The sequence below is a fragment of the Bradyrhizobium sp. SOJA106 genome, from assembly GCF_059448745.1.
The window spans coordinates 5,341,961-5,366,605 of sequence record NZ_CM182549.1; the positions used below are offsets into that span (position 1 = coordinate 5,341,961).

32 protein-coding genes and 1 pseudogene are annotated in these 24,645 nt (G+C 63.5%); 1 reads left to right on the plus strand and 32 read right to left on the minus strand.

Annotation, left to right across the window (positions count from 1 at the left end; genetic code table 11):
• Positions 1–244: 244 nt before the first annotated feature.
• The 30 genes from AC5V87_RS25060 to rpsL form a co-directional block, all read right to left on the minus strand.
• Entirely contained in the window at positions 245–1,276 is a 1,032-nt protein-coding gene (locus AC5V87_RS25060) for a DNA-directed RNA polymerase subunit alpha (RefSeq protein ID WP_035729592.1), read from the minus strand.
• A 110-nt stretch (positions 1,277–1,386) separates the two neighbouring features.
• Positions 1,387–1,776 carry a 30S ribosomal protein S11 gene (gene rpsK / locus AC5V87_RS25065; RefSeq protein ID WP_007603045.1) on the minus strand — a complete coding sequence of 130 codons (390 nt, stop codon included), beginning with the start codon at positions 1,774–1,776 and terminating at the stop codon, positions 1,387–1,389.
• A gap of 121 nt (positions 1,777–1,897) precedes the next feature.
• Positions 1,898–2,266 carry a 30S ribosomal protein S13 gene (rpsM, locus tag AC5V87_RS25070; RefSeq protein WP_456837879.1) on the minus strand — a complete coding sequence of 123 codons (369 nt, stop codon included), beginning with the start codon at positions 2,264–2,266 and terminating at the stop codon, positions 1,898–1,900.
• A gap of 187 nt (positions 2,267–2,453) precedes the next feature.
• The gene (locus tag AC5V87_RS25075; protein ID WP_456837878.1) at positions 2,454–3,296 is read right to left on the minus strand and encodes an adenylate kinase; all 843 of its coding nucleotides are present in this window, start codon (positions 3,294–3,296) and stop codon (positions 2,454–2,456) included.
• A 277-nt stretch (positions 3,297–3,573) separates the two neighbouring features.
• Entirely contained in the window at positions 3,574–4,905 is a 1,332-nt protein-coding gene (gene secY / locus AC5V87_RS25080) for a preprotein translocase subunit SecY (protein WP_027564397.1), read from the minus strand.
• 248 nt (positions 4,906–5,153) lie between these two features.
• Positions 5,154–5,639: a 50S ribosomal protein L15 gene (rplO, locus tag AC5V87_RS25085; protein ID WP_018322273.1), complete on the minus strand. Its 486-nt coding sequence runs from the start codon at positions 5,637–5,639 to the stop codon at positions 5,154–5,156.
• 74 nt (positions 5,640–5,713) lie between these two features.
• Entirely contained in the window at positions 5,714–5,920 is a 207-nt protein-coding gene (gene rpmD / locus AC5V87_RS25090) for a 50S ribosomal protein L30 (protein WP_456837877.1), read from the minus strand.
• Between the two features lie 24 nt (positions 5,921–5,944).
• A complete protein-coding gene (gene rpsE, locus AC5V87_RS25095; protein WP_495368046.1) occupies positions 5,945–6,541 on the minus strand; it encodes a 30S ribosomal protein S5 in 597 nt (198 codons plus the stop codon).
• Between the two features lie 47 nt (positions 6,542–6,588).
• Positions 6,589–6,951 carry a 50S ribosomal protein L18 gene (gene rplR, locus AC5V87_RS25100; RefSeq protein ID WP_080137236.1) on the minus strand — a complete coding sequence of 121 codons (363 nt, stop codon included), beginning with the start codon at positions 6,949–6,951 and terminating at the stop codon, positions 6,589–6,591.
• An 11-nt stretch (positions 6,952–6,962) separates the two neighbouring features.
• Entirely contained in the window at positions 6,963–7,496 is a 534-nt protein-coding gene (rplF, locus tag AC5V87_RS25105) for a 50S ribosomal protein L6 (RefSeq protein ID WP_456837875.1), read from the minus strand.
• Between the two features lie 16 nt (positions 7,497–7,512).
• Complete coding sequence (gene rpsH, locus AC5V87_RS25110; RefSeq protein WP_018647252.1) at positions 7,513–7,911, minus strand: 30S ribosomal protein S8; 399 nt, start codon at positions 7,909–7,911, stop codon at positions 7,513–7,515.
• Positions 7,912–7,925: 14 nt separating this feature from the next.
• On the minus strand, positions 7,926–8,231 hold the full coding sequence (gene rpsN / locus AC5V87_RS25115; RefSeq protein WP_018322268.1) for a 30S ribosomal protein S14: 306 nt from the start codon (positions 8,229–8,231) through the stop codon (positions 7,926–7,928).
• A 46-nt stretch (positions 8,232–8,277) separates the two neighbouring features.
• The gene (gene rplE, locus AC5V87_RS25120) at positions 8,278–8,835 is read right to left on the minus strand and encodes a 50S ribosomal protein L5 (RefSeq protein WP_370985639.1); all 558 of its coding nucleotides are present in this window, start codon (positions 8,833–8,835) and stop codon (positions 8,278–8,280) included.
• Positions 8,828–9,142 (minus strand): 50S ribosomal protein L24, encoded by a 315-nt coding sequence (gene rplX / locus AC5V87_RS25125; protein ID WP_495368047.1) that lies wholly within the window; start codon positions 9,140–9,142, stop codon positions 8,828–8,830. The genes rplE and rplX overlap by 8 nt, the downstream gene beginning before the upstream one ends.
• Entirely contained in the window at positions 9,142–9,510 is a 369-nt protein-coding gene (rplN, locus tag AC5V87_RS25130; RefSeq protein ID WP_007603030.1) for a 50S ribosomal protein L14, read from the minus strand. Before rplN ends, rplX begins: the two co-directional genes overlap by 1 nt.
• A gap of 83 nt (positions 9,511–9,593) precedes the next feature.
• A complete protein-coding gene (gene rpsQ / locus AC5V87_RS25135; protein WP_007603028.1) occupies positions 9,594–9,842 on the minus strand; it encodes a 30S ribosomal protein S17 in 249 nt (82 codons plus the stop codon).
• A 13-nt stretch (positions 9,843–9,855) separates the two neighbouring features.
• On the minus strand, positions 9,856–10,062 hold the full coding sequence (gene rpmC / locus AC5V87_RS25140; protein ID WP_011088144.1) for a 50S ribosomal protein L29: 207 nt from the start codon (positions 10,060–10,062) through the stop codon (positions 9,856–9,858).
• A 5-nt stretch (positions 10,063–10,067) separates the two neighbouring features.
• Entirely contained in the window at positions 10,068–10,481 is a 414-nt protein-coding gene (rplP, locus tag AC5V87_RS25145) for a 50S ribosomal protein L16 (RefSeq protein WP_008136349.1), read from the minus strand.
• A 30-nt stretch (positions 10,482–10,511) separates the two neighbouring features.
• Complete coding sequence (rpsC, locus tag AC5V87_RS25150) at positions 10,512–11,237, minus strand: 30S ribosomal protein S3 (protein WP_027564403.1); 726 nt, start codon at positions 11,235–11,237, stop codon at positions 10,512–10,514.
• 17 nt (positions 11,238–11,254) lie between these two features.
• The gene (rplV, locus tag AC5V87_RS25155) at positions 11,255–11,641 is read right to left on the minus strand and encodes a 50S ribosomal protein L22 (RefSeq protein WP_008549264.1); all 387 of its coding nucleotides are present in this window, start codon (positions 11,639–11,641) and stop codon (positions 11,255–11,257) included.
• A 10-nt stretch (positions 11,642–11,651) separates the two neighbouring features.
• Positions 11,652–11,930 (minus strand): 30S ribosomal protein S19, encoded by a 279-nt coding sequence (rpsS, locus tag AC5V87_RS25160; RefSeq protein ID WP_008136357.1) that lies wholly within the window; start codon positions 11,928–11,930, stop codon positions 11,652–11,654.
• 12 nt (positions 11,931–11,942) lie between these two features.
• Positions 11,943–12,776, minus strand: a complete 834-nt coding sequence (gene rplB, locus AC5V87_RS25165; protein WP_060736369.1) for a 50S ribosomal protein L2 — start codon at positions 12,774–12,776, stop codon at positions 11,943–11,945.
• A gap of 12 nt (positions 12,777–12,788) precedes the next feature.
• The gene (locus AC5V87_RS25170; RefSeq protein WP_456837874.1) at positions 12,789–13,091 is read right to left on the minus strand and encodes a 50S ribosomal protein L23; all 303 of its coding nucleotides are present in this window, start codon (positions 13,089–13,091) and stop codon (positions 12,789–12,791) included.
• Complete coding sequence (rplD, locus tag AC5V87_RS25175; protein WP_018647243.1) at positions 13,088–13,708, minus strand: 50S ribosomal protein L4; 621 nt, start codon at positions 13,706–13,708, stop codon at positions 13,088–13,090. Before rplD ends, AC5V87_RS25170 begins: the two co-directional genes overlap by 4 nt.
• A 1-nt stretch (position 13,709) precedes the next feature.
• Positions 13,710–14,423, minus strand: a complete 714-nt coding sequence (gene rplC, locus AC5V87_RS25180; RefSeq protein WP_008549275.1) for a 50S ribosomal protein L3 — start codon at positions 14,421–14,423, stop codon at positions 13,710–13,712.
• Positions 14,424–14,474: 51 nt separating this feature from the next.
• Positions 14,475–14,783: a 30S ribosomal protein S10 gene (rpsJ, locus tag AC5V87_RS25185; RefSeq protein WP_002712302.1), complete on the minus strand. Its 309-nt coding sequence runs from the start codon at positions 14,781–14,783 to the stop codon at positions 14,475–14,477.
• Between the two features lie 81 nt (positions 14,784–14,864).
• The gene (gene tuf, locus AC5V87_RS25190) at positions 14,865–16,055 is read right to left on the minus strand and encodes an elongation factor Tu (protein WP_235545631.1); all 1,191 of its coding nucleotides are present in this window, start codon (positions 16,053–16,055) and stop codon (positions 14,865–14,867) included.
• 40 nt (positions 16,056–16,095) lie between these two features.
• Positions 16,096–18,168, minus strand: a complete 2,073-nt coding sequence (gene fusA, locus AC5V87_RS25195; protein WP_456837872.1) for an elongation factor G — start codon at positions 18,166–18,168, stop codon at positions 16,096–16,098.
• Positions 18,169–18,201: 33 nt separating this feature from the next.
• Complete coding sequence (gene rpsG, locus AC5V87_RS25200) at positions 18,202–18,672, minus strand: 30S ribosomal protein S7 (protein WP_018647239.1); 471 nt, start codon at positions 18,670–18,672, stop codon at positions 18,202–18,204.
• A gap of 15 nt (positions 18,673–18,687) precedes the next feature.
• The gene (gene rpsL / locus AC5V87_RS25205) at positions 18,688–19,059 is read right to left on the minus strand and encodes a 30S ribosomal protein S12 (protein WP_007603006.1); all 372 of its coding nucleotides are present in this window, start codon (positions 19,057–19,059) and stop codon (positions 18,688–18,690) included.
• Positions 19,060–19,735: 676 nt separating this feature from the next.
• Here rpsL and AC5V87_RS25210 point away from each other — a divergent pair.
• Positions 19,736–20,257, plus strand: a pseudogene (locus AC5V87_RS25210) (FAD-dependent monooxygenase); the annotation flags it as partial.
• A gap of 68 nt (positions 20,258–20,325) precedes the next feature.
• Here the strand turns inward: AC5V87_RS25210 and AC5V87_RS25215 are convergent.
• Entirely contained in the window at positions 20,326–22,350 is a 2,025-nt protein-coding gene (locus AC5V87_RS25215) for an ABC transporter ATP-binding protein (protein ID WP_495368048.1), read from the minus strand.
• A gap of 134 nt (positions 22,351–22,484) precedes the next feature.
• Positions 22,485–24,545, minus strand: coding sequence for an FAD-dependent oxidoreductase (locus AC5V87_RS25220; protein WP_456837870.1), 2,061 nt, complete (start codon positions 24,543–24,545; stop codon positions 22,485–22,487).
• Positions 24,546–24,645 lie beyond the last annotated feature (100 nt).

The following is a 24,645-nucleotide window of genomic DNA, read 5'->3' on the forward strand; positions in this document are numbered from 1 at the left end:
AGTCCTTACGTTAAAACTGCCGCGACGGTTCGTCGGACATGTTGCTCAGGTGGGCTGCCTGCGTTCGCCCGCGAAAGCGCCAGGCGCTTTTCGCTCTTCTTGTTTGAGCATGATCCTTATCGCAAAACGGCCTCGCACTTTTGCGGGATCATGCTCTCAGTCATTCCGGACGGCGCGAAGCGACGATCCGGAATCGCGAGATTCCGGGTTCGATGCTGACGCATCGCCCCGGAACGACGAATTCTCAGTAGTGATCCTCGAAGCGCTTGGCGAGCTCGTCGATGTTCTCCGGCGGCCAGCCCGGCACTTCCATGCCGAGGTGCAGACCCATCTGGGCCAGCACTTCCTTGATCTCGTTCAGCGACTTGCGGCCGAAGTTCGGAGTGCGGAGCATTTCCGCCTCGCTCTTCTGCACGAGGTCGCCGATGTAGACGATGTTGTCGTTCTTCAGGCAGTTGGCCGAACGCACCGACAGCTCGAGCTCGTCCACCTTCTTGAGGAAGGCCGGGTTGAAGGCGAGGTCCGGGATGATCTCCTGGGCGACTTCCTTGCGCGGCTCTTCGAAGTTGACGAACACGTTGAGCTGATCCTGCAGGATGCGGGCGGCGTAAGCCACCGAGTCATCCGGCGAGATCGCGCCGTTGGTCTCGATCGTCATGGTCAGCTTGTCGTAGTCGAGGATCTGGCCCTCGCGGGTGTTCTCGACCTTGTAGGAGACCTTGCGGACCGGCGAGTACAGGCTGTCGACCGGGATCAGGCCGATCGGCGCGTCCTCGGGACGATTGCGCTCGGCGGGCACGTAGCCCTTGCCGGTCGAGACCGTGAACTCCATGCGGATCTCGGCGCCCTCGTCGAGGGTGCAGATCTGCAGGTCGGGGTTCAGAACGGTGACGTCGCCGACGGTCTGGATGTCGCCGGCGGTGACGACGCCCGGGCCCTGCTTCTTCACGACCATGCGCTTGGGGCCTTCGCCCTGCATCTTGATCGAGATGTCCTTGATGTTCAGCACGATGTCGGTGACGTCCTCACGGACGCCCGCGATCGAGGAGAATTCGTGCAGCACGCCATCGATGTGCACCGACTGCACCGCCGCGCCCTGGAGCGAGGACAGCAGGATGCGGCGCAGCGCGTTGCCGAGGGTCTGGCCGAAGCCGCGCTCGAGCGGCTCGGCGACGATGGTCGCGAAACGCGTGGGGTCACTGCCGGGCGTGACCTGGAGCTTGTTCGGCCGAATCAGTTCTTGCCAATTTTTCTGGATCGTCACTGTTTCACCCATACAGGCCAGTCGAACTGCCGTTGCAGACACTGGCGTTGGAGGAAAGGCCGCAGGTCGCGCCCGCGGCTTGGTACAAAGTCATTGCGGGCCGATGTACCCGCAACTTGGTATCAAACGCGCCGACGCTTGCGGGGACGGCAACCGTTGTGCGGGATGGTGGTCACGTCACGGATCGAGGTGACGGTGAAGCCCGCGGCCTGGAGCGCGCGGAGCGCCGACTCGCGGCCCGAACCGGGACCAGCGACTTCGACTTCCAGCGTGCGCATGCCGTGCTCCTGCGCCTTCTTGGACACGTCCTCGGCGGCCACCTGCGCCGCATAGGGGGTCGACTTGCGCGAGCCCTTGAAGCCCATCGTGCCGGCGGAGGACCAGGCAATCGTGTTGCCCTGCGCGTCGGTGATGGTGATGGTCGTGTTGTTGAACGACGAGTTCACGTGCGCAACGCCGGAGGCGATGTTCTTGCGCTCACGACGGCGAACGCGGGTGGCTTCCTTGCCCATTGATGACCTTTCCTGGAGATCTCAAACGCCGCCGTAATGCCAGCGGCTACACCTGTGGAACGAAAAGCGCGTGGCGAACGGGTGCCCCCTTTCGCCACACGCCGCGATTGGATTCGAAAACTTACTTCTTCTTGCCGGCGATGGCCTTGGCCGGACCCTTGCGCGTACGCGCATTGGTGTGGGTCCGCTGACCGCGCACCGGCAGACCGCGACGATGACGCAGGCCGCGATAGCAGCCGAGGTCCATCAGGCGCTTGATGTTGATGCCGACTTCGCGACGCAGATCGCCCTCGACGAGATAGTCGCGGTCGATCACTTCGCGGATCTGGAGCACTTCGGCGTCGCTGAGTTGATTGACGCGACGATCCGCGGGGATCTTCACCTTCTCGATGATGTCACCGGCGATCTTCGGGCCGATGCCATGGATGTACTGAAGCGCGATCAGCACGCGCTTGTTGGTGGGAATGTTCACGCCGGCAATACGGGCCACGGCCTTCTCTCCTGTTGCCGATCCCTCGTCAGGGACCGGGCTTTAAGTGCTTGCTTTCTCGGGCAGGTGTTCACAAACGCGAACACGACGCCCACCCCCGGTCTTCCTGGGGCCCGGCATCGTCTGAAACTATCCGACTTGGATGCGAGGCTTATTAGGGGATTCCAGGGGCTTTCGTCAACCGCTGCTAGCGCTTGGCTCGCTTTTTCGTGACCTTTTTTGGTCCCTTCATCGAACCTTTTTTGACCGTCTTTTTGGCGGTCTTCCTAGCTGTCTTCTTCGCGCTCTTCACAGCCTTTTTGGCCGCTTTTTTGGCGGTCTTGGCTGATTTTGCCGCCTTTTTAGCCGCTTTCGCCGATTTTGGGGCCATCTTCTCGGGTGCCTTGGCCTTCTTGGCCGGGCCTGCCTTGGCCGCGCTGCGGGCATGGGTCTTGGGTTCCACCGCCCCGAGCGCCAGCAGCTGGCGGTGGATGGCGCGGGTGACCTCGTCGATGGCCATCATGCCGTCGATGGTCGAGAGCTTCCGCCGCTCGGAATAGTAGTGAATCAGCGGCTCGGTCTGGCTGCGGTAGCTGGCCAGGCGCTTGGTCAGGACCTCCGGGGTGTCGTCGACCCGGACCTCCTCCCCGCGCTCGCGCATCTGGGCAACGCGGGTCTCGACGCGACTCAGCAGCGCGCTCTCGTTGACGCGGAGCTCGATCACAGCGTCGAGCTTGAGATGCTTCTGCCTCAAGAGCTCGTCCAGCGCCTCGGCCTGCGGCACGGTGCGCGGGAAGCCGTCCAGGATGAATCCGGCCTTGGCGTCCGGCTGATCGATGCGATCGGAGATGATTCCGACCACGACGTCGTCGGGGACGAGGCCGCCGCTGGCCATGATCTCCTTGGCTTTCAGCCCGACCGGCGTTCCAGCCGCCACGGCCGCGCGCAGCATCTCGCCGGTCGAGAGCTGGACGATGCCATAGCGCTGCACCAAGCGCTGCGCCTGGGTCCCCTTGCCCGACCCCGGCGGTCCCAGAAGTATAATTCTCATCGGCGTACGCCCCCCGGATTGGTGAGCGATACGTCGCGCACCTGTGTTTGAAAGTTCGGCAACAGTGCAAACCATAATCGGCGCCGCACCGCTACCCATATCATAGGGGAGGGCATGCCCGGACGCCAAGAAGGCCTTTGAAATCAGTGATTGTGTGGCGGTGAGAGCAGCTCTGCCGATGCGACCGAACGTCCGGCCGGTCGCTCCCGCGGGCGCTGCGCGTTGCGCGCGCGCCGAATCGGCGGCGCCGTAGCGCCGTCTTCGGAGGACTCTGTGCTTAGCGGCGGCGGCCGCGCAGCTTCGACTTGCGGATCAGGCCTTCGTACTGATGGGCCAGCAGATAACCCTGCACCTGCGCCACCGTATCCATGGTCACGCTGACGACGATCAGCAGCGAGGTGCCGCCGAAATAGAACGGCACCGAGGCGTAGGAGATCAGGATCTCCGGGATCAAGCAGACGATCGCGAGATAGATCGCGCCCAGCACGGTGATGCGCGACAGCACGTAGTCGATATATTCCGCCGTGCGCTCGCCCGGGCGGATGCCCGGGATGAAACCGCCATGCTTCTTCAGATTGTCCGCGGTCTCGGTCGGGTTGAACACGATTGCGGTATAGAAGAAGGCGAAGAACACGATCAGCGCGAGATAGAGCACCAGGAACAGCGGGCGGCCGTGGCCGAGCTGGGTGGTGATCCACTGGAACCATTCCGGCCCGCTGCCGGCATTGAAGTTCGCGACCGTGGTCGGCAGCAGCAGCAGCGAGGACGCGAAGATCGGCGGGATCACGCCCGAGGTGTTCAGCTTCAGCGGCAGATGTGAGGACTGACCCTCGAACATCTTGTTGCCGACCTGGCGCTTCGGATACTGGATCAGCAGCCGGCGCTGGGCGCGCTCCATGAACACGATGAAGGCGATCACGGCGACGGCCATGATGATGACGACCAGGATCAGGCCGGTCGACATCGCGCCCTGACGGCCGAGCTCGAGCATGTTGGCGAGCGCCGCCGGCAGCTCGGCGACGATGCCGGAGAGAATGATCAGCGAGATGCCGTTGCCGATGCCGCGCGAGGTGATCTGCTCGCCCAGCCACATCAGGAACATGGTGCCGCCGGTCAGCGTGATCGCGGTCGACAGGCGGAAGAACATGCCGGGGTCGCTGACGACATTGCCGGCGCCTTCGAGGCCCACCGCGATGCCGTAGGACTGGAACGCGGCCAGGATCACCGTCAGATAGCGGGTGTACTGGTTCAGCGTCTTGCGGCCGGCCTCACCCTCCTTCTTCAACGCCTCGAGCTGCGGCGAGACGGTGGTGAGGAGCTGGATGATGATCGAGGCCGAAATGTACGGCATGATGTTCAGCGCGAAGATCGCCATGCGGTGGATGCCGCCGCCGGCGAACATGTTGAACATGCCGAGGATGCCGCCCGCCTGGGACCTGAACACCTGCTCCCATATGTTGGGATCGATGCCCGGCAGCGGGATGTAGGTTCCGAGCCGATAAACGAGCAGCGCACCCAGGGTGAACCAGATGCGCTTCTTCAGTTCGTCGGCCTTGGCGAACGCGCCGAAATTGAGATTGGCTGCCAGTTGTTCCGCTGCAGAGACCATCTTGGACTTTCTCCCGCCGCCTGTTGCGCCGTCATGCCCGCGGCCGGGCTACTAAAGCGCGATGGATCAGGATGCCCCATCATCGCGCTTCAGGTTGTCGTTTTAAGCATGATCCTATCGGAAAAGCGCTTCACACTTTTCCGGATCATGCTTTAGCGGACGCCGGACATTATCTGGGGCTCGGCTTCGATAAGTCCATCGTCCCGCATGCGTAAAGGCCCGCGAGGCGCGGGCCAATGACGCAGTTGTTACGCCGCCTCGCCTTCTTCCTTGGCAGGGGCGAGGATCTTCACCGAGCCGCCGGCCTTCTCGACCGCCGCGATCGCGGTCTTGGTGGCGCCATGCACTTCGATGTTGAGCTTGGACTTGAGCTCGCCGCGGCCGAGCAGCCGCAGGCCGGCCTTGGCGCGGCGCAGCACGCCGCCCTTCACCAGGGCCTCGACGTTGACGACGCTTCCGGCGTCGATCTTCTTGGCATCGACCGCTTCCTGGAGCCGGTCGAGATTGATCTCGGCGAACTCGACGCGGAAGATGTTGTTGAAGCCGCGCTTGGGCAGACGGCGATGCATCGGCATCTGGCCGCCTTCGAAACCCTTGATGCGCACGCCCGAACGCGCGGTCTGGCCCTTGCCGCCGCGGCCGGACTGCTTGCCCTTGCCCGAACCGATGCCGCGGCCGACGCGCATGCGCTTCTTGCGCGAGCCGGCGTTGTCGGCGATATCGCTGAGCTTCATCGCCCTTCTCCTTGTGTCTTGCGCGTGATCGTCAGCGAAAACCGGGCACCCGGTTTCGGGATCATGCGCCCTGCTTACTTCTCGTCGACGATACGAACGAGATGGTGAACCTTGTTGATCATGCCGCGCACGGCCGGGGTATCCGGCAGTTCGCTGGTGCGGCCGATCTTGTTGAGCTTGAGCCCGATCAGGGTCGACCGCTGCGAGTGATGGCGGCGGATCGCGCTGCCGGTCTGCTCGAGCTTGATCGTCTTGCTGGACTTAGCGGCGTCCTTGGCCATGGGAGTCTACTCCGAAAGCTTCCGTTAGTCGGCAGCCGCCTCGGCATCGCCGCCGACGCGGCGGGACTGCAGAGTGGACACCTTGATGTTGCGGCGGGCTGCGACCGAACGCGGCGAATCCTGATGCTTCAGGGCGTCGAACGTCGCGCGAACCATGTTGTACGGGTTCGACGAGCCGATCGACTTGGCCACCACGTCCTGGACGCCGAGCGTCTCGAACACGGCGCGCATCGGACCGCCGGCGATGATGCCAGTACCGGCCGGAGCGGCACGTAGGTAGACACGGCCTGCGCCATGACGGCCGGCGATGTCGTGATGGAGCGTGCGTCCTTCGCGCAGCGAGACCCGGGTCAGATTGCGCTTGGCGGATTCAGTCGCCTTGCGGATCGCCTCGGGCACTTCGCGTGCCTTGCCGTGACCGAAGCCGGCGCGGCCCTTCTGGTCGCCGATCACGACCAGCGCTGCGAAACCGAAGCGCTTGCCGCCCTTGACGACCTTGGCCACGCGGTTGATGTGGACGAGCTTGTCGACGAACTCGCTGTCGCGCTCCTCGCGCTCCTTGCGTTCACGTCCGCCGCCGCGTTGATCGCGTCCACCACGTTGTTCGCGTTCAGCTGCCATTGTTTTTCCAATCCTTCAGAGGCTTACGCCTCAATCCTCGAATTCCGTTAGAAGCTCAGGCCGCTCTCACGCGCCGCGTCGGCCAAAGCCTTGACGCGCCCGTGGTAGAGGTAGCCGCCGCGATCGAACACGACTTCCTTGACGCCCTTCTCGACCGCGCGCTCGGCCAGCAGCTTGCCGACCGCCTTCGCCGCATCGATGTCGGCGCCGGTCTTGCCGCCGTCCCGCATCGACTTCTCGAGCGAGGAGGCAGAGGCCAGCGTCTCGCCCTTGAGGTCGTCGATGACCTGGGCGTAGATGTGCTTGGACGAGCGGAACACCGACAGACGCGGGCGGCCGCCACCGGAGCGGCGCAGCTTCAGCCGCACACTCCGCTTGCGCCGGGCATTGGTAACCTTGGCTTTGGACATGACCGGCTCCGTTACTTCTTCTTGCCTTCCTTGCGGAAGATGAATTCGCCAACATACTTCACGCCCTTGCCCTTGTAGGGCTCCGGCGGGCGGTAGGCGCGGATCTCGGCGGCGACCTGGCCGACGCGCTGGGCGTCGCTGCCCGCCACCGTGATCTCGGTCGGCTTCGGCACCGTGATCGTGATCCCTTCCGGGATGGGATAGATCACGTCGTGGCTGTAACCGAGCGCGAGCTGCAGGTTCTTGCCCTGCATCGCGGCGCGGTAACCGACGCCGGTGATCTCGAGCTTCTTCTCGAAGCCCTTGGTGACGCCCTCGACCAGGTTCGCGACCTGGGCGCGCGCGGTGCCGTACAGGGCGCGGGCGCGGTTGGTCTCGCCGCGCGGCTTGACCTTGACCTGGCCGTTCTCGAGCTTCACCTCGACGTCGTCATGGACGACGAACTGAAGCTGGCCCTTCGGCCCCTTCATCTTGACGGTCTGCCCATCGACGGTCGCGGTGACACCCGACGGAACCGTCACAGGCTTTTTGCCAACTCGTGACATGGATCAAAAATCCTTCTCAGAACACCGTGAAGAGGACTTCACCGCCCACATTCGCGTCGCGCGCGCTGTGGTCGGCCATGATCCCCTTCGGGGTCGACAACACCGAAATGCCGAGCCCGTTGTTGACCCGCGGCAGGTTCTTCACCGAGGCGTAGACGCGACGCCCGGGCTTGGAAACGCGCTCAATCTCGCGGATGACGGGCTCGCCGTCGAAATATTTCAGCTCGATCTCGATCTCGCTGCGGCCCGAGGGGTGCTCGAGCGTGGCGTAACCGCGAATGTAGCCCTCGGACTTGAGCACCTCGAGCACGTTCTCGCGCATCTTCGAGCCGGGCGTCGAGACTTTGGTCTTGGAGCGCATCTGCGCGTTGCGGATGCGGGTGATCAGATCGCTGATTGGATCGTGCGTAGACATCTAAACGACCCTCCTTACCAGCTCGACTTGACGAGGCCCGGGACCATGCCCTTGGAGCCAAGTTCGCGCAGCGCGATACGGGACAGCTTGTTCTTGCGATAGTTCGAGCGCGGGCGGCCCGACAGCTCGCAGCGCAGGCGAATGCGGGTCGCCGACGAGTTGCGCGGCATTTCCGCCAGCTTCAACGTCGCCGCGAAACGCTCTTCCATCGGCAGTTTCTTGTCGGCGATGATCGCCTTCAACCGCTCGCGCTTGGCGGCGGCGTTCTTCACCATCCGCTTGCGTCGGTTGTTCTTCTCGACTGAACTCTTCTTTGCCATGCTTGGCTCCTGGGTATCCGCGTTTGAGAGGCTTTAGGTCAGCGTCTCACTGCCGGAACGGGAAATTGAAAGCGGTCAACAAGGCCCTCGCCTCTTCGTCGGTCTTGGCCGTGGTGCAGACGGTGATGTCCATACCGCGGGCTTCCGCGACCTTGTCGAAGTCGATCTCGGGGAAAATGATGTGCTCCTTGATGCCGAGCGAGTAGTTGCCGCGGCCGTCAAAGCTCTTCGGGTTCAGGCCGCGGAAGTCGCGGACGCGCGGCAGCGCGACCGTCACCAGGCGATCGATGAACTCGTACATGCGGGCCTTGCGCAGCGTGACCTTGCAGCCGATTGGCTGGTTCTCACGCAGCTTGAAGGTCGCGATCGCGATACGCGAATAGGTCACGATCGCCTTCTGGCCGGCGATCTGGGTCAGCTCGGCGGCGGCGGTCTCGGCCTTCTTGCGGTCGTTGACGGAATCGCCAACGCCCATGTTCAGCACGACCTTGTCCAGGCGCGGAACCTGCATCACGTTCTCATAACCGAACTTCTCGGTCAGGGCGGTGCGGATCTTCGCGTCGTATTCCGCGCGCAGGCGCGGGGTGTAAGCGGCCTCAGCCATCGATCTCAGCTCCCGAGCTCTTGGCGATGCGGACCTTCTTGCCGTCCGCCAGAATCTTGAATCCGATGCGGGTCGGCTTTCCGTCCTTGCCGACATACGCAATGTTGGACAGTTGGATCGGCGCCTCTTTCGAGATGATGCCGCCCTCCTGGGACTGCGTCTGCTTCTGGTGACGCTTGACCATGTTGATGCCGCGCACGAGCGCGGTGCCGGCGTCGGGACGAACCTCGAACACTTCGCCGGTGCGGCCCTTGTCGCGGCCGGTCAGCACGACGACCTTGTCGCCCTTGCGGATCTTCGCAGCCATTACAGCACCTCCGGCGCGAGCGAGATGATCTTCATGTGGTTCTTGGCGCGCAGTTCGCGCGGCACGGGCCCGAAGATACGGGTGCCGACCGGCTCGGACTGGTTGTTGATCAGCACGGCGGCGTTGCGGTCGAAGCGGATGACCGAACCGTCGGCGCGGCGGATGTCCTTGCGGACGCGCACCACGACGGCCTTCATCACGTCGCCCTTCTTGACCTTGCCACGCGGAATCGCTTCCTTGATCGAGACGACGATGATGTCGCCGATCGTGGCGTAGCGGCGCTTGGAGCCTCCGAGCACCTTGATACACATGACACGGCGTGCGCCAGAATTGTCGGCCACGTCGAGGTTGGTCTGCATCTGGATCATTGATGCACCTCGTCCTCTTTCTATTGCGCCAGCCCAGCCGGCGCTCAACATTTCCCTGAAGTCAGTCGGCTAAAGCCAACAGATCAGGCGCTTTTCTTGTGCTCGCCCCGGATCACGACCCAGCGCTTCAGCTTCGAAATCGGCTTCGATTCCTCGATCCACACCATGTCGCCCGGCTTGAACTCGTTGCTCTCGTCGTGCGCGTGGTAGTTCTTCGAACGGCGGATCGTCTTCTTGTAGATCGGGTGCGTGAAGCGGCGATCGACGCGCACCACGATGGTCTTGGCCTGCTTGTCGCTGACGACCACGCCCTGCAAAGTACGTTTCGGCATCTTCGTAAGCCTCTTACTTCTTCTTCGCGCGCGTCTGCGCGGCGACGGTCTTGATCCGGGCGATGTCACGGCGGGCCTCGCGCAGGCGCGAGGTGTTCTCGAGCTGCCCGGTGGCGCGCTGGAAGCGCAGGTTGAAGCGCTCCTTCTTCAGGTTCAGGATGGCGTCATCCTGCTGGTCGGGGCTCATCGCGCGGATGTCTTCGATCTTCATCTGGGCCATGGGCATTACTCCGCAATGCGCTCGACGAAGCGCGTCTTGATCGGCAGCTTGGCGGCCGCCAGGGTCAGCGCCTCACGCGCCGTCTGGGTGTTGACGCCGTCGATCTCGAACAGCACCCGGCCCGGCTTGACGCGCGCCACCCACAATTCCGGCGAACCCTTGCCGGAGCCCATGCGGACTTCGGCCGGCTTCTTCGACACCGGAACGTCGGGGAACACACGGATCCAGACGCGGCCGGCGCGCTTCATGTGGCGGGTCAGCGCGCGGCGAGCGGCTTCGATCTGGCGCGCCGTGACGCGCTCAGGCTCGGTCGCCTTCAGGCCGAACTGGCCGAACGCCAACGTCGCGCCCGAAGATGCGACGCCGTGGATGCGGCCCTTATGCGCCTTCCGGAACTTCGTTTTCTTAGGTTGCATCATGGCTTTAAGCCCTCAAATTCCTGTCTGGCTTTAGGCTGCTGCCGTCTCGCGGCGCTGACGGCCACCGCGATCGCTGCTGCCGCCGGTCTCGCCTTCGGCCATTCTCTTGTCCTGGGCCATTGGATCGTGCTCGAGGATCTCGCCCTTGAAGATCCAGACCTTGACGCCGCAGGTGCCGAAGGTCGTGAACGCGGTCGCAACGCCGTAGTCGATGTCGGCGCGCAGCGTGTGCAGCGGCACGCGGCCTTCGCGGTACCACTCCATGCGCGCGATTTCCGCACCGCCAAGGCGACCCGAGCAGTTGATGCGGATGCCTTCCGCGCCGAGACGCATCGCCGACTGCACGGCGCGCTTCATGGCACGGCGGAACGCCACGCGGCGCTCCAGCTGCTGCGCGATCGATTCCGCCACCAGCGTCGCATCGAGCTCCGGCTTGCGGATCTCGACGATGTTGATGACGACGTCGGACGAGGTGATGTCCGCGACCTTCTTGCGCAGCTTGTCGATATCGGCGCCCTTCTTGCCGATCACCACGCCCGGACGGGCCGAGTGGATGGTGACGCGGCACTTCTTGTGCGGACGCTCGATCACGATGCGGGCGACGGCCGCCTGCTTGAGCTCCTTGTGCAGGATCTCGCGGATCTTGACGTCCTCGTGCAGCAGCTTGCCGTATTCCTGCTTGCCGGCGAACCAGCGGGAATCCCAGGTCCGGTTGATGCCGAGGCGCAGACCGATCGGATTGATCTTTTGACCCATCGTGTTCTCCTGCGCCCTTAAGCGGCGGCTTCAGCTTCGACCTGACGAACGATGATCGTCAGCTGCGAAAACGGTTTGTAGACACGGCCCGAACGGCCACGGCCGCGGGCGGCGAAGCGCTTCATCACCAGGCCGTTGCCGACGAAGGCCTGCGCCACGACGAGATCGTCGACGTCGAGGTCGTGGTTGTTCTCGGCGTTGGCGATCGCCGATTCCAGGCACTTCTTCACGTCGACCGCGATCCGCTTGCGCGAGAACTGCAGGTCGGCGAGCGCAGCAGACGCCTTCCGGCCGCGAATGAGCTGGGCGACCAGGTTGAGCTTCTGCGGGCTCACCCGCAGCATCCGGGCGACCGCCTTGGCCTCGTTGTCGGCGAGGCTCCGTTCGCGCTTAGGTTTGCTCATCGTTTAATCCTCAAGCCTTCTTGGCTTTCTTGTCGCCGGAGTGGCCATGGAAGGTCCGGGTCGGCGAGAACTCGCCGAACTTGTGACCGACCATTTCCTCGTTGACCGCCACCGGCACGTGCTTCTGACCGTTGTAGACGCCGAAGGTCAGGCCGACGAACTGCGGCAGGATCGTCGAGCGACGGCTCCAGATTTTGATGACGTCGTGACGGCCGGACGCGCGCGCGGCATCTGCCTTCTTGAGCAGAGAACCCTCGACGAACGGGCCTTTCCAGACTGAACGAACCATGTCCGGCGTTCCTTACTTCTTCCGCTTGTGGCGGCTTAGGAGAATGAATTTGTTGGTCGACTTGTTGGTGCGGGTCTTCTTGCCCTTGGTCGGCTTGCCCCACGGGGTGACCGGGTGACGACCGCCCGAAGTGCGACCTTCACCACCGCCGTGCGGATGGTCGATCGGGTTCATCGCGACACCGCGGTTGTGCGGCCTGCGGCCCATCCAACGCTTGCGACCGGCCTTGCCGATCGAGGTGTTCATGTGGTCCGGGTTCGACACCGCGCCGATCGTGCCGCGGCAACGGCCGTGCACCAGGCGCTGCTCGCCCGAGTTCAGGCGGATGATGACGTAATCCTGGTCGCGGCCGACGAGCTGGGCGTAGGTGCCCGCCGAACGGGCGAGCTGACCGCCCTTCCCGATCTTGACCTCGATGTTGTGGATGATCGTGCCGACCGGCATGTTGCCGAGCGGCATGACGTTGCCCGGCTTCACGTCGACGTAGTTGCCGGCGATGATGGTGTCGCCCACGGCCAGGCGCTGCGGCGCTAGGATGTAGGCCTGCTCGCCGTCCTGGTACTTGATCAGCGCGATGAAGCCGGTGCGGTTCGGATCGTACTCGAGCCGCTCGACGGTCGCGGGAACGTCGACCTTCTCACGCTTGAAGTCGACGGTGCGCAGCGTCTGCTTGTGACCGCCGCCACGGAAACGCACGGTGATGCGGCCGGTGTTGTTGCGGCCGCCCGAGGACTTCTTGCCCTCGGTGAGCGCCTTCAGCGGCTTGCCCTTGTACAGGGCCGAACGATCGACCATCACCAGCTGGCGCTGGCCCGGCGTCGTGGGATTGAATGTCTTCAGTGCCATCGTCGTACGACCTTACAGACCGGTGGTGACGTCGATCCGGTGGCCCTCTTCGAGGGTCACGATCGCGCGCTTGCTGTTCGACTGCGAACCGAGATTGCCGCGGAAGACCTTGATCTTGCCCTTGCGGACCAGCGTGTTGACGCTCTTGACCTTGACGTCGAACAGCTTCTCGACCGCTTCCTTGATCTGCGGCTTGGTCGCCTTCGCGGCCACCTTGAACAGCACCTTGTTGTGCTCCGAGGCGATCGTCGCCTTTTCGGTCACGACCGGCGACAGGATCACGTCGTAGTGCCGAGGCTCGATGTTCTTGCTCATTTGAAGCGCGCCTCCAGCGCATCGATGGCGGCCTTGGTCAGAACCAGCTTCTGACGGCGCAGGATGTCATAGACGTTGATGCCCTGGATCGGCAGCACGTCCATGTTCGGGATGTTGCGGGCCGCGGCGGCAAAGCCGTTGTTGAGCTCGGCGCCGTCGATGATCAGCGCGTTGGTGAGCCCGAGACCCGAGAAGTGACCGAGCAGCGCCTTGGTCTTGGCAGCCTCCAGCGCGGCCTTCTCGATCACGACGAGATCGCCGTCCTTGGCCTTGGCCGAAAGCGCATGCTTGAGCGCGAGCGCGCGGACCTTCTTCGGCAGGTCGGTGGCGTGCGAACGCACCACCGGACCGAAGGCACGGCCACCGCCGCGGAACTGCGGCACGCGGGCCGAGCCGTGACGAGCACCGCCGGTGCCCTTCTGCTTGTACATCTTCTTGCCGGTGCGCCAGATCTCGGCGCGGCCCTTGGCCTTGTGCGTGCCGGCCTGGCGCTTGTTGAGCTGCCACTGCACGCAGCGCGCGATGATGTCCTCGCGCGGCTCAAGACCGAAGATGGCGTCGGACAGCTGGACGGAGCCCGCTTCCTTACCTTCGAGGGTGGTGACCTTCAGTTCCATCTCACGCCTCCTGCGCAGCCGGAGCGGCGTCCGCGTCGCCAGCGACCTTGAACTTGCCGGGCTTCGGAGCTTCCTTCGGCAGCGGCTTCTTGACGGCGTCGCGCACGCGGATCCAGCCGCCCTTGGAGCCGGGAACGGCGCCTTCGACGAGGATCAGGCCGCGCTCAACATCGGTCTGGACGACGCGAAGGTTGAGCGTGGTGATGCGATCGACACCCATGTGGCCGGGCATCTTCTTGTTCTTCCAGGTCTTGCCCGGATCCTGACGACCACCGGTCGAACCGATCGAGCGGTGCGAGATCGACACACCGTGCGTGGCGCGCAGGCCGCCGAAGTTCCAGCGCTTCATACCGCCGGCAAAGCCCTTACCGACCGAGGTGCCGGTGACGTCGACGAACTGGCCGACGACGAAGTGATCGGCCTGGATCTCGGCGCCGACCGGGATCATGGCATCCGCGGTGACGCGGAATTCCTCGACCCGGCGCTTCGGCTCGACCTTGGCGACCGCGAACTGGCCGCGCTCGGCCTTGGGCATGTAAACGGTCTTGCGGCTGCCAGAACCAAGCTGGAGCGCGACGTAACCGTTCTTCTCTTCAGTGCGGTGGCCTACGACCTGGCAATTGCCGAGCTTCAGCACGGTCACGGGGATATGTTCGCCGGCCTCCGTGAAGACCCGCGTCATCCCGACCTTTTGTGCGATCACTCCGGAGCGCATCGGCTTGCTTCCTGTTCTCTTTGTCCGCTTGCGCGAACGGGATCCAAAATCTTAGAGCTTGATCTCGACGTCGACACCGGCGGCCAGGTCGAGCTTCATCAAAGCATCGACGGTCTGCGGGGTCGGATCGACGATGTCGAGCAGGCGCTTGTGCGTGCGCATCTCGAACTGCTCGCGGCTCTTCTTGTCGACATGGGGCGAACGGTTGACGGTGAACTTCTCGATGCGGGTGGGCAGCGGAATGGGTCCGCGGACCTGCGCGCCGGTGCGCTTCGCCGTGTTCACGATCTCGCGGGTCGACGTATCGAGGATACGATGGTCGAACGCCTTGAGACGGATACGAATGTTTTGGCCGTTCATTGCCGTGGTCTCTCTTCAGTGGGTGGCGAATAGCGAATAGCGAATGTCACCACTCGCTACTCGCCGTCCCTATTCTCGTAATTACTCGATGATCGAGGCGACGACGCCGGCGCCGACGGTGCGGCCACCTTCGCGGATCGCGAAGCGGAGCTTCTCTTCCATCGCGATCGGCACGATCAGGTGCACTTCCATCGCGATGTTGTCGCCCGGCATCACCATCTCGGTGCCTTCCGGCAGGTGCACGACACCGGTCACATCGGTGGTGCGGAAGTAGAACTGCGGACGGTAGTTGGTGAAGAACGGGGTGTGGCGACCGCCCTCTTCCTTGGTGAGGATGTAGGCCTCAGCCTTGAACTTGGTGTGCGGCTTGACCGAACCCGGCTTGGCCAGAACCTGGCCGCGCTCGACGTCCTCGCGCTTGGTGCCGCGGAGCAGAGCGCCGATGTTGTCGCCGGCCTGGCCCTGATCGAGCAGCTTGCGGAACATTTCGACGCCGGTGACGGTGGTCTTCTGGGTGGCGCGAAGACCGACGATCTCGATTTCCTCGCCGACCTTGACGACGCCGCGCTCGACACGGCCGGTCACGACGGTGCCGCGGCCCGAGATCGAGAACACGTCTTCAACCGGCATCAGGAACGGCTGGTCGATCGGACGCTCCGGCTGCGGGATGTACTCGTCGACGTTGCGCATCAGCTCGAGGATGGCGTCGTGGCCGAGCTTCTTGTCCGAATCTTCGAGAGCGGCGAGCGCCGAACCCTTGATGATCGGGATCTTGTCACCGGGGAATTCGTACTTCGAGAGCAGCTCGCGGACTTCCAGCTCGACGAGCTCGAGCAGCTCCGGATCGTCGACCATGTCGCACTTGTTGAGGAACACGACGAGCGCGGGCACGCCGACCTGGCGGGCGAGCAGGATGTGCTCGCGGGTCTGCGGCATCGGGCCGTCAGCGGCCGACACGACCAGGATCGCACCGTCCATCTGGGCGGCGCCGGTGATCATATTCTTCACGTAGTCGGCGTGGCCGGGGCAGTCGACGTGGGCGTAGTGGCGGTTCGTGGTCTCGTACTCGACGTGCGCGGTCGAGATGGTGATGCCGCGAGCCTTCTCTTCCGGCGCCTTGTCGATCTGGTCGTACGCGGTGAACGTCGCGCCGCCGGTCTCGGCGAGGATCTTGGTGATCGCCGCGGTCAGCGACGTCTTGCCATGGTCGACGTGACCGATGGTGCCGATGTTGCAGTGCGGCTTGTTACGTTCAAACTTTGCTTTGGCCATTTGACTCTCCGTTCAATCGTCAGCTTGAGACCGACGACAATCAGGCAAACTTCTTCTGGACTTCTGCCGACACGTTCGCCGGCGCTTCTGCGTAGTGGTCGAACTGCATGGTGAAGGTCGCGCGACCCTGGCTCATCGAGCGCAGGTTATTCACGTAACCGAACATGTTCATGAGCGGCACCATCGCGTTGATGACGTTGGCGTTGCCGCGCATGTCCTGCCCCTGGATCTGACCGCGCCGGGAATTCAGGTCGCCGATGACCGAGCCGGTGTAGTCTTCCGGGGTCACCACTTCGACCTTCATGATCGGCTCGAGCAGCACGGACTTGCCCATCTGCAGCGCTTCGCGGAAGCAGGCGCGCGAGGCGATTTCGAAGGCGAGCGCCGACGAGTCGACGTCGTGATACTTGCCGTCCACGAGCTGCACCTTGACATCGACCACGGGGAAGCCCGCGACCACGCCGGACGAGAGCACGCTCTCCAGGCCCTTTTCGACGCCGGGGATGTATTCCTTCGGCACCGCGCCGCCGACGATCTTCGATTCGAACTCGAAGCCCTTGCCGGGTTCGTTCGGCTCGACGATGAACGACACGGCCGCGAACTGGCCGGTACCGCCGGTCTGCTTCTTGTGGGTGTAGCTGTGCTCGACCCGCTTGGTGATGCGCTCACGGAACGCAACCTGCGGCGCGCCGATATTGGCGTCGACCTTGTAGGTGCGCTTGAGGATGTCGACCTTGATGTCGAGGTGGAGTTCGCCCATGCCCTTGAGGATGGTCTGGCCGGATTCGTGGTCGGTCGACACGCGGAAGGACGGATCCTCCGCGGCGAGCTTGGCCAGCGCCACGCCCAGCTTCTCCTGGTCGGCCTTGGACTTCGGCTCGATCGCGATCTCGATGACCGGCTCGGGGAATTCCATCTTCTCGAGGATCACCGGCTTATCGGGATCGCACAGCGTGTCACCGGTGCGCGCTTCCTTCAGGCCGGCCAGCGCGACGATGTCGCCGGCATAGGCTTCCTTGATGTCCTCGCGGTTGTTCGCATGCATCAAGAGCATGCGCCCGATACGCTCCTTCTTCTCGCGGGTCGAGTTCACGACGCCGGTGCCGCTCTGCAGGATACCGGAGTAGATGCGGCAGAAGGTGATGGTGCCGACGAACGGGTCGTCCATGATCTTGAATGCGAGCAGCGCCAGGGGCTCCTTGTCGTCCGCCTTGCGAACGACTTCGTTGCCCTTGTCGTCGGTGCCCTTGATCGCGGGCACGTCGAGCGGCGACGGCAGGTAGTCGACGACGGCGTCGAGCAGCGGCTGCACGCCCTTGTTCTTGAAGGCCGAGCCGCACAGCACGGGATAGAACGCGCCGGTCAGCACCGCCTTGCGGATCAGCTTCTTCAGCGTCGCCTCGTCCGGCTCCTTGCCGTCGAGATAGGCGGCCATGGCGTCGTCATCGAGCTCGACGGCGGCTTCCACCATCTTCTCGCGGTATTCCTTGGCCTGGTCAACGAGGTCTTCCGGAATGTCGACATAATCGAACTTCGCGCCGAGCGATTCATCGTTCCAGATGACGCCCTTCATCTTCACGAGGTCGACGAGACCCTTGAAATTGTTCTCGGCGCCGATCGGGAGCTGGATCGCGACGGGCTTGGCGCCCAGACGGTCGACGATGTCCGACAGGCACTTGAAGAAGTCGGCACCGATTTTGTCCATCTTGTTGGCGAAGACGATGCGCGGAACCTTGTACTTGTCGCCCTGGCGCCAGACGGTCTCGGTCTGGGGCTCGACACCCTGGTTGGAGTCGAGCACGCAGACGGCGCCGTCGAGCACGCGCAGCGAGCGCTCGACCTCGATGGTGAAGTCGACGTGGCCGGGCGTGTCGATGATGTTCAGGCGCTTGCCGTTCCAGAACGCGGTGGTCGCAGCCGAGGTGATCGTGATGCCACGCTCCTGCTCCTGCTCCATCCAGTCCATCGTCGCGGCACCTTCGTGCACTTCGCCGATCTTGTGGCTCTTGCCGGTGTAGTACAGGATGCGCTCGGTCGTCGTGGTCTTGCCGGCGTCGATATGCGCCATGATACCGAAGTTACGGTAGTCCTCGATGGCATGTTGGCGGGGCATAGGGTGTTCCTTGCGAGTCCGTTTGTTTCGCCGTTACCAGCGATAGTGCGAGAAGGCGCGGTTGGCTTCCGCCATCCGGTGCACGTCTTCACGCTTCTTGACGGCGTTCCCCCGGTTATTCGATGCGTCCAAGAGCTCCGCCGAGAGCCGCTCGGTCATCGTCTTCTCGTTGCGCTCGCGCGCAGCCGCGATCAGCCAGCGAATGCCAAGCGCCTGCCGGCGGGTCGAACGAACCTCGACCGGAACCTGGTAGGTCGCGCCGCCGACGCGGCGGGAGCGAACCTCGATCGTCGGCATGACGTTCTCGAGCGCCTGCTCGAACACGCCGAGCGGGTTCTGCTTGGTCTTGCTCTCGATGATGCCAAACGCACCATAAACGATGCCTTCGGCAACCGACTTCTTGCCGGCATACATCACCGAGTTCATGAACTTCGTGACGATGATGTTCCCGAACTTCGGATCCGGGAGAACTTCGCGCTTTTCCGCTGAGTGGCGACGAGACATTGAGCTGGTTCCCGCTTACTTCGGACGCTTGGCGCCGTACTTCGAACGACGCTGCTTACGGTTCTTGACGCCCTGGGTATCCAGAACGCCGCGGAGGATGTGATAGCGCACGCCGGGCAAGTCCTTGACGCGGCCGCCGCGGATCATGACCACCGAGTGCTCCTGGAGGTTATGGCCCTCGCCGGGGATGTAGCCGATCACCTCGAAGCCGTTGGTCAGGCGCACCTTGGCAACCTTACGAAGCGCCGAGTTCGGCTTCTTCGGGGTCGTGGTGTAGACGCGCGTGCAAACGCCACGCTTCTGCGGCGACTGCTGCAGCGCCGGCACCTTCTTGCGCGACTTCTGCACTTCACGCGGTTGAGCGATCAGCTGGTTGATCGTCGGCATCCTGGCCTTACCCTTTGTTCTGTCGCGACCCCTTCCGGACCCGCTGTCTTGACGCGGCCCGTCGCCGGGACCGCAAATTCTTCTCGAGCTACCCACCCGACGAGGCCGCCTTTGCGGAACAATTCGCGCAAAGCGAAATTGCGCCAACCGCTCCATCAACGAGCGGAAAGCGCTTCGACGCCACAGAGGACCGCGATATTGAGGCCGATCAGCGTCAAGCTGCGGCCCGCGCACCGAGGTCATGCATCCGAATTCGATCTCAAGAGAACAAGCTCAAGAGAACTAAAATCGCACTGGCATTGCCTAGCTATGATCGACAGCGTTTGAGCGGCATTCGTCGAGGTTGGTGCCCGCCTTAAACGACCCTTGGGGAGCTAGTCCGTGGGGATCAACGGGTGGCCCGTTCCGACGCTGGCGATGCTCACCGCCTGTCGTTAAGTGAGGCGCTTTCTATAAGTGAGAATCGGTCAAGTCAAGGTGAAACGACAGTCAGAAAACGCTTCTCACGACTGTCGAAATCGCTGTTTGCCGCACTCACCGCGCCGTCCGGATATGGGCATGAGGCCCCTGCTCCGCTACCCCAGCGACCTATTTACATCCGGATGAAATATACTTTTATGTCCCGTGCTCAGGCTTTTCTTCCTGTTGATGCGGCAGTCTGCCGTCTTCGGGAGAGATTTGCGCCAAGCGGTACACCGAGATTTCCATCATCAGCGGGCGATTGTCCGGCTCGACCGCCGCCGCGGTGCTCGGCCGGGCCGGCATTTCGACCGCGCTGATCGATCCGCATCAGAGCTATCCGGCGGATTTTCGCGTCGAGAAACTCAGCGGTCACGTCCAGGTCGAGCGATTCCTAAAGACCGGAATTGGAGAATCGGTCCTGCGCCGCGCCACCTTTGCTGGCGAGAACAGGATCGCGCGCTTCGGCCGTCTGCCCGATAAGGCGCCAAGCCGACAGTTCAACATCATCTACGATTCCCTGGTCAACGCCGTCCGCGGCGATATCCCTGGGAACGTCGAGCGCATCTGCGCCAAGGCGACTACGGTCGAGACCAGCCCGGAGCGGCAGAGGGTTTCGCTCTCCAATGGCGAGACGATCTCGGCCCGTCTTGTCGTGCTCGCCAACGGTCTCAATGTCGGCCTGCGCCACCAGCTCGGCATTGCGCGGAAAGTCGTCAGCGCCCGCCATTCGATCTCGGCCTGGTCGGTGCAGGGGCTATTGCGGCCGCTCGGAGGCGCCTTCGCCCTGGAACCGAACTTCCTCGGTCACTCCTCCTCGTCGCCCTCGTCCTCATCATCCGCGAGGTCGTCGTCTTCCTCGTCGTCATCCTCGCTGTCGTCATCGGCCTGAGCCGCAGCGCTGTGCGGCTGGTGCATCTGGTCGTTCCACAGCTTGCGATAGGTGCCGTTCTTGGCAAGCAGCTCGGCATGCGAGCCGCGCTCGATCGCCCTGCCCCCTGAGATCACGATGATCTCGTCCATCTCGACCACCGAGGTCAGGCGATGGGTCGACCAGATCATGGTGCGGCCCTTGGCGACCTTCAGCAGCGTGCGGTTGATCGCCGCTTCCGTGGTCTGGTCCAGCGCCGAGGTGGCCTCGTCCAGCAGCAGCACCGAGGGATTGCGGATGATCGCGCGCGCGATCGCGATGCGCTGGCGCTGGCCGCCCGAGAGCGTGTCGCCGCGCTCTCCGACCTGCGTGTCGTAGCGCTGCGGCAGGCTCATGATGTAGCGGTGGATCTCGGCCTTCTTCGCCGCCTCCTCCACCTCCTCGTCGGTCGCGCCCTCCTTGCCGAGGCGGATGTTCTCGCGGATCGACATGTTGAACAGCATGTTCTCCTGGAACACGACCGCCATGCTCCGGCGCAGCGAATCCAGCGTCACCTTGCGGACGTCGACGCCATCGATGGTGACGCGGCCCTCGTCGGGCACGTAGAGCCGCAGGATCAGGTTGAGCAGCGTGCTCTTGCCGGAGCCCGAGGGACCGACGATGGCGATGCTCCTGCCGACCTTGAGCTTGAGGCTGAGATTGTCCAGCACCGGCGTCTGGCTGCCTTCGTACTGGAAAGTGACGTGATCGAAGGTGATGTCGTTGGTGATGCGCGGCAGGTCGGGCGCGCCGGGACGATCGGCGCCGCGAGTCGGCTCGTCAAGCAGCTCCTGGATGTGGCGGACCGCGGCGGCCGAGGAGATCGACACCGGGATGAAGTGCATCACATGGGCGATGTTGTAGGAGACCTCCCAGAACGCGCTCTCGAAGGTCACGAAGGTGCCGATGGTAATCTGGCCCTTGGTCGCGAGATAGGCGCCGATCGCGAGCACCACGAGGTGCAGCAAAAGCACGGAGATGGTGACCGTCCGCTCCACCATGGTCGACAGAAACGCGGCGGAGGCGATCCTGTTGCGGGTCTCGTCGTTGCGGAAGCGGAAGAAGCCGAACATCTTGCGCTGCAGGCTGAACGCCTTGATCACGGCCTGCGCCGCCACGTTCTCCTGCACCATGCCGAGCAGCGCGCTCTCGTTGAGCTTCTGCTCGTAATTGGCCTGCACCGCCTTCGGGGTGAGGATGCGCGGGCCAATCAGGGTGATCGGGAACACCAGCAGCGCGACCACGGCGAGCTGCCAGTTCAAAAACAACATCAGGATGATGCCGGCGACCAGTTCCAGGAACGGCAGCGCCGCACTGTTGGCGAAGGTCTTCACCGAGCCTTCGAACGCCGAGAGGTCGACGGAAAAGCGCGACAGGATCTCGCCGCGTTTGGTGCGGCCGAAATAAGCCGCCGGCAGCTCCTGGACGTGCTCGAACAGGCGCTTGCGGACGTCGGAGATGATGCAGGCGGCCAGCCGCGCGTCCCAGCGCTCGTACCAGACCGCGATGATGGAGGTGAGGATGCCGGCGACCGCGAGCACGCCGAGGATCTTGTACAGCGCCTGGAAATCCTCCTCACCGAGCGCGTCGTCGATCAGGTACTTCAGGCTGAGCGGCATGATGACGTTGAACAGCGTCTCGACAACGACGCCGAACGCCACGAACGACAGCATCCGCTTGTAGTTGGTGAGGAAGGGCTTGACGAAGCCCAGGATGGTGGCGAGCGCGCCGGCGGCCTCGCGCGCGGTAAAGACGACGAGGTCCTCGTCCTCATCGTCGTCATCGAGCTCCAGCTCGTCATCCTCCTCGTCTTCGTCGTCCTCGAGGTCCGGCTTGGCGGCGATGGCGAGCTTGTCGTCGAGCTCGGTCGCATCTTCGGCGGTGAGCTTCTGTTTGTCGGGCGAGAGAGGCTTGGACGCCATGATACCAACCGATGCTGACGGCCGGCATGACCGCAGAGAAAGCAGGAGATAGCGGAGAGCCGCTATCGCACCGATTCTATGCGATCAAAATGAATTCGGCAAAACAATTGGCGAATTCACCCGATCCTTGAACGCTAGTCGTCGTCCTCGTCCTCGACCTTGTCGAAGAACGAATAACGCAAGCTGTCGGCGTCGGCGTACCATTGACCCGGGCCCTTGCCCGCGGCAAGCGTCGCCTCCCACAGCGCGTCGGTGCAGTCCTTGCGGTGCATCGACAGCTCGAAGCCGTTGCCGAAGAACAGCTCGGACCATTCCCACCAGGTGCCGAGCTTCTTGACCCCGCGCAGGAGATCGTAGCGGTCGATCACTGCCGAGGCCATGTCCGAGGTAACAGAGCCGAACACGAGGCCGGTCTTGACCACGCGGTTGAACTCGCGGATCGCGCGGACCACCTGCTTCGGGGAAACGTGGCAGAGGCTGGTCTCAAACACGAAGTCGAAGCTGCCGCCCTTGAACGGCATGTCGGTGATCGAGCCGAGCTTGTTGTACTTCTTGAGCGCCTTCGGCGTCTTGGCGTGGATGGCGCGGTTGTTCTCGATGCCCCAGGCATCGATGCCGCGATCGCGCAGCGCGCCGACCAGCTCGCCGCTCGCCGAGCCCGCGACCAGCAGTTTGGCGCCTTTCGCATTGCCCCAGACGATGCCGATCAGCTTTGTCAGATAATCGGGATCGGTGAAGTGCTTCCACGCCTCGTGATAGGGACCGAGGCCGCGATAATTCTCGAAATAATCGCGGTCGATCTTGTCCGAGACCGGCCGGCCGTCCTGCGCGCGCTCGCGGCGCAGGCGCATCATCTCGGTCAGGATGATGTCGGTCGCCGCATCCGAGGAGTCGAGCAGGCCGTTCAGCGTGGAGTCGAACAGGTAGTCGCCGACCACCACGATGCCCGGATGTTCCTTCGGCTCCGGCCGATGATTGGTCATGATGTCGCGCACGGGCAGGCCGCCCGGCAGCGCGTTCACCGATGACAGCCAGCGATGGATCTTGCCTTCCATGAAATGGGCGCGGGCATCGCCGAGCGAGGCCGGCAGCGATTTCAGCGCGGCGTCGATCAGCTCCTGGTCCGAGAGGTTGGCGAAGGCCAGCGCGTCGGAGCCGGGAATGAGCCAGTTCAACACGCCGTGCTTGCCGACGTCGTGACGCGCGCCCTCGTTGTAGACGCAGCAGCCGCCGAAGGCCTCCGACATGAACCAGGCACCCGGAATCTTCTCGCCCCAAAACGGGGTGTCGAACAGGATCGAGACGCGCAAATAGTGCGCCGGACGGTCGAAATAGGAGATGTGCTTGACCATCGACTTGCGCAGCTGCTCGCCTTCCCACCCCATCGTGGCGAGCCAGGAATGCGGCAGGCACATCAGCACGAGATCGAAGTCGCGCGTCTCCGGCCCCTTGCCGTTCATCATCTTGAGCTGGTAGCGGCCGGTCGGCGCCTTGCCGACGGTGAGCACGCGGTGATTGAGCTGAATGTCGGCATTGACCTCCGACTGCAGGCACTCGATCAGCTGCTCGTTGCCGTTCTGGATGGAGTAGAGGCCGATATAGCCGTCCACATCCATCAGGTAGTTCTTGAGCGCGTTGAGGCCGTTGGTGTTGTGGCTCTCGGTGGCGATATCCGAGCGCGCCATCACCTTGAAGAAACGCTTCGCGGTCTCGTCCTCGACCTCCTCGTCGAGCACCTGCTCGGCGGTCTTGTAGGCCCAGGGGTTCTCGTTGTCGTGCGCGCCGACGCCCTCGTAATATTCGATCGGCGACATCACCTCGGTGCAGCGCTTGCGGAACGTCTCGATCGCCGCCGCGGTCTTGGCGCCGTATCTGCGGCGCATGCCCGCGACGTCGTCGAGCAGCTCGCCGCCGAATTGCACCTGCTCGGCGTCCATCGGAATGGTCTGAAGTCCGAAATGCTGAATCAGCTCGCGCAGCGGGTCCGGGCCCGTCATCGAGTAGTCGTAGATCTCGGCAACGCCGGCCTCGTACATCGCCGGCGCCGAATCGAATTTGCGCGTGACGATCTTGCCGCCGAGCCGATCGGACGCCTCGAAGATGGTGACGCGGCAGAGGTCGCCAAGCTTACGCTTCAGATACCAGGCGCTCATCAGCCCGCCGGGGCCGCCGCCTACGATTGCGAGATCAAGCATGTCAGTTCCGTGGTCTCCGGCCCTGCCCCCGTCACGGGATCCACCGGTCTAAGCTGCACTAGCAGAAGCGCTTTTGCGCCTGAAGGAAAGATGAACAAAG

Coding starts and splice junctions, on each gene's coding strand:
- AC5V87_RS25060 (WP_035729592.1), bottom strand. CDS start 1,276: ATGGGTGAAACAGTGACGATCCAGAAAAATTGGCAAGAACTGATTCGG.
- rpsK (WP_007603045.1), bottom strand. CDS start 1,776: ATGGGCAAGGAAGCCACCCGCGTTCGCCGTCGTGAGCGCAAGAACATC.
- AC5V87_RS25075 (WP_456837878.1), bottom strand. CDS start 3,296: ATGAGAATTATACTTCTGGGACCGCCGGGGTCGGGCAAGGGGACCCAG.
- secY (WP_027564397.1), bottom strand. CDS start 4,905: ATGGTCTCTGCAGCGGAACAACTGGCAGCCAATCTCAATTTCGGCGCG.
- rplO (WP_018322273.1), bottom strand. CDS start 5,639: ATGAAGCTCAGCGATATCGCCGACAACGCCGGCTCGCGCAAGAAGCGC.
- rpmD (WP_456837877.1), bottom strand. CDS start 5,920: ATGGCCAAGGACGCCGCTAAGTCCAGCAAGACGATCAAGCTCGAGCAG.
- rpsE (WP_495368046.1), bottom strand. CDS start 6,541: ATGGCAGCTGAACGCGAACAACGTGGTGGACGCGATCAACGCGGCGGC.
- rplR (WP_080137236.1), bottom strand. CDS start 6,951: ATGTCCAAAGCCAAGGTTACCAATGCCCGGCGCAAGCGGAGTGTGCGG.
- rplF (WP_456837875.1), bottom strand. CDS start 7,496: ATGTCACGAGTTGGCAAAAAGCCTGTGACGGTTCCGTCGGGTGTCACC.
- rpsH (WP_018647252.1), bottom strand. CDS start 7,911: ATGTCTACGCACGATCCAATCAGCGATCTGATCACCCGCATCCGCAAC.
- rpsN (WP_018322268.1), bottom strand. CDS start 8,231: ATGGCAAAGAAGAGTTCAGTCGAGAAGAACAACCGACGCAAGCGGATG.
- rplE (WP_370985639.1), bottom strand. CDS start 8,835: ATGGCTGAGGCCGCTTACACCCCGCGCCTGCGCGCGGAATACGACGCG.
- rplX (WP_495368047.1), bottom strand. CDS start 9,142: ATGGCTGCGAAGATCCGCAAGGGCGACAAGGTCGTCGTGCTGACCGGC.
- rplN (WP_007603030.1), bottom strand. CDS start 9,510: ATGATCCAGATGCAGACCAACCTCGACGTGGCCGACAATTCTGGCGCA.
- rpsQ (WP_007603028.1), bottom strand. CDS start 9,842: ATGCCGAAACGTACTTTGCAGGGCGTGGTCGTCAGCGACAAGCAGGCC.
- rpmC (WP_011088144.1), bottom strand. CDS start 10,062: ATGGCCCAGATGAAGATCGAAGACATCCGCGCGATGAGCCCCGACCAG.
- rplP (WP_008136349.1), bottom strand. CDS start 10,481: ATGATGCAACCTAAGAAAACGAAGTTCCGGAAGGCGCATAAGGGCCGC.
- rpsC (WP_027564403.1), bottom strand. CDS start 11,237: ATGGGTCAAAAGATCAATCCGATCGGTCTGCGCCTCGGCATCAACCGG.
- rplV (WP_008549264.1), bottom strand. CDS start 11,641: ATGAGCAAACCTAAGCGCGAACGGAGCCTCGCCGACAACGAGGCCAAG.
- rpsS (WP_008136357.1), bottom strand. CDS start 11,930: ATGGTTCGTTCAGTCTGGAAAGGCCCGTTCGTCGAGGGTTCTCTGCTC.
- rplB (WP_060736369.1), bottom strand. CDS start 12,776: ATGGCACTGAAGACATTCAATCCCACGACGCCGGGCCAGCGCCAGCTG.
- AC5V87_RS25170 (WP_456837874.1), bottom strand. CDS start 13,091: ATGAGCAAGAACATCGAGCCTCGGCACTACGACGTGATCCTGTCGCCG.
- rplD (WP_018647243.1), bottom strand. CDS start 13,708: ATGGAACTGAAGGTCACCACCCTCGAAGGTAAGGAAGCGGGCTCCGTC.
- rplC (WP_008549275.1), bottom strand. CDS start 14,423: ATGCGCTCCGGAGTGATCGCACAAAAGGTCGGGATGACGCGGGTCTTC.
- rpsJ (WP_002712302.1), bottom strand. CDS start 14,783: ATGAACGGCCAAAACATTCGTATCCGTCTCAAGGCGTTCGACCATCGT.
- tuf (WP_235545631.1), bottom strand. CDS start 16,055: ATGGCCAAAGCAAAGTTTGAACGTAACAAGCCGCACTGCAACATCGGC.
- fusA (WP_456837872.1), bottom strand. CDS start 18,168: ATGCCCCGCCAACATGCCATCGAGGACTACCGTAACTTCGGTATCATG.
- rpsG (WP_018647239.1), bottom strand. CDS start 18,672: ATGTCTCGTCGCCACTCAGCGGAAAAGCGCGAAGTTCTCCCGGATCCG.
- rpsL (WP_007603006.1), bottom strand. CDS start 19,059: ATGCCGACGATCAACCAGCTGATCGCTCAACCGCGTGAAGTGCAGAAG.
- AC5V87_RS25215 (WP_495368048.1), bottom strand. CDS start 22,350: ATGGCGTCCAAGCCTCTCTCGCCCGACAAACAGAAGCTCACCGCCGAA.
- AC5V87_RS25220 (WP_456837870.1), bottom strand. CDS start 24,545: ATGCTTGATCTCGCAATCGTAGGCGGCGGCCCCGGCGGGCTGATGAGC.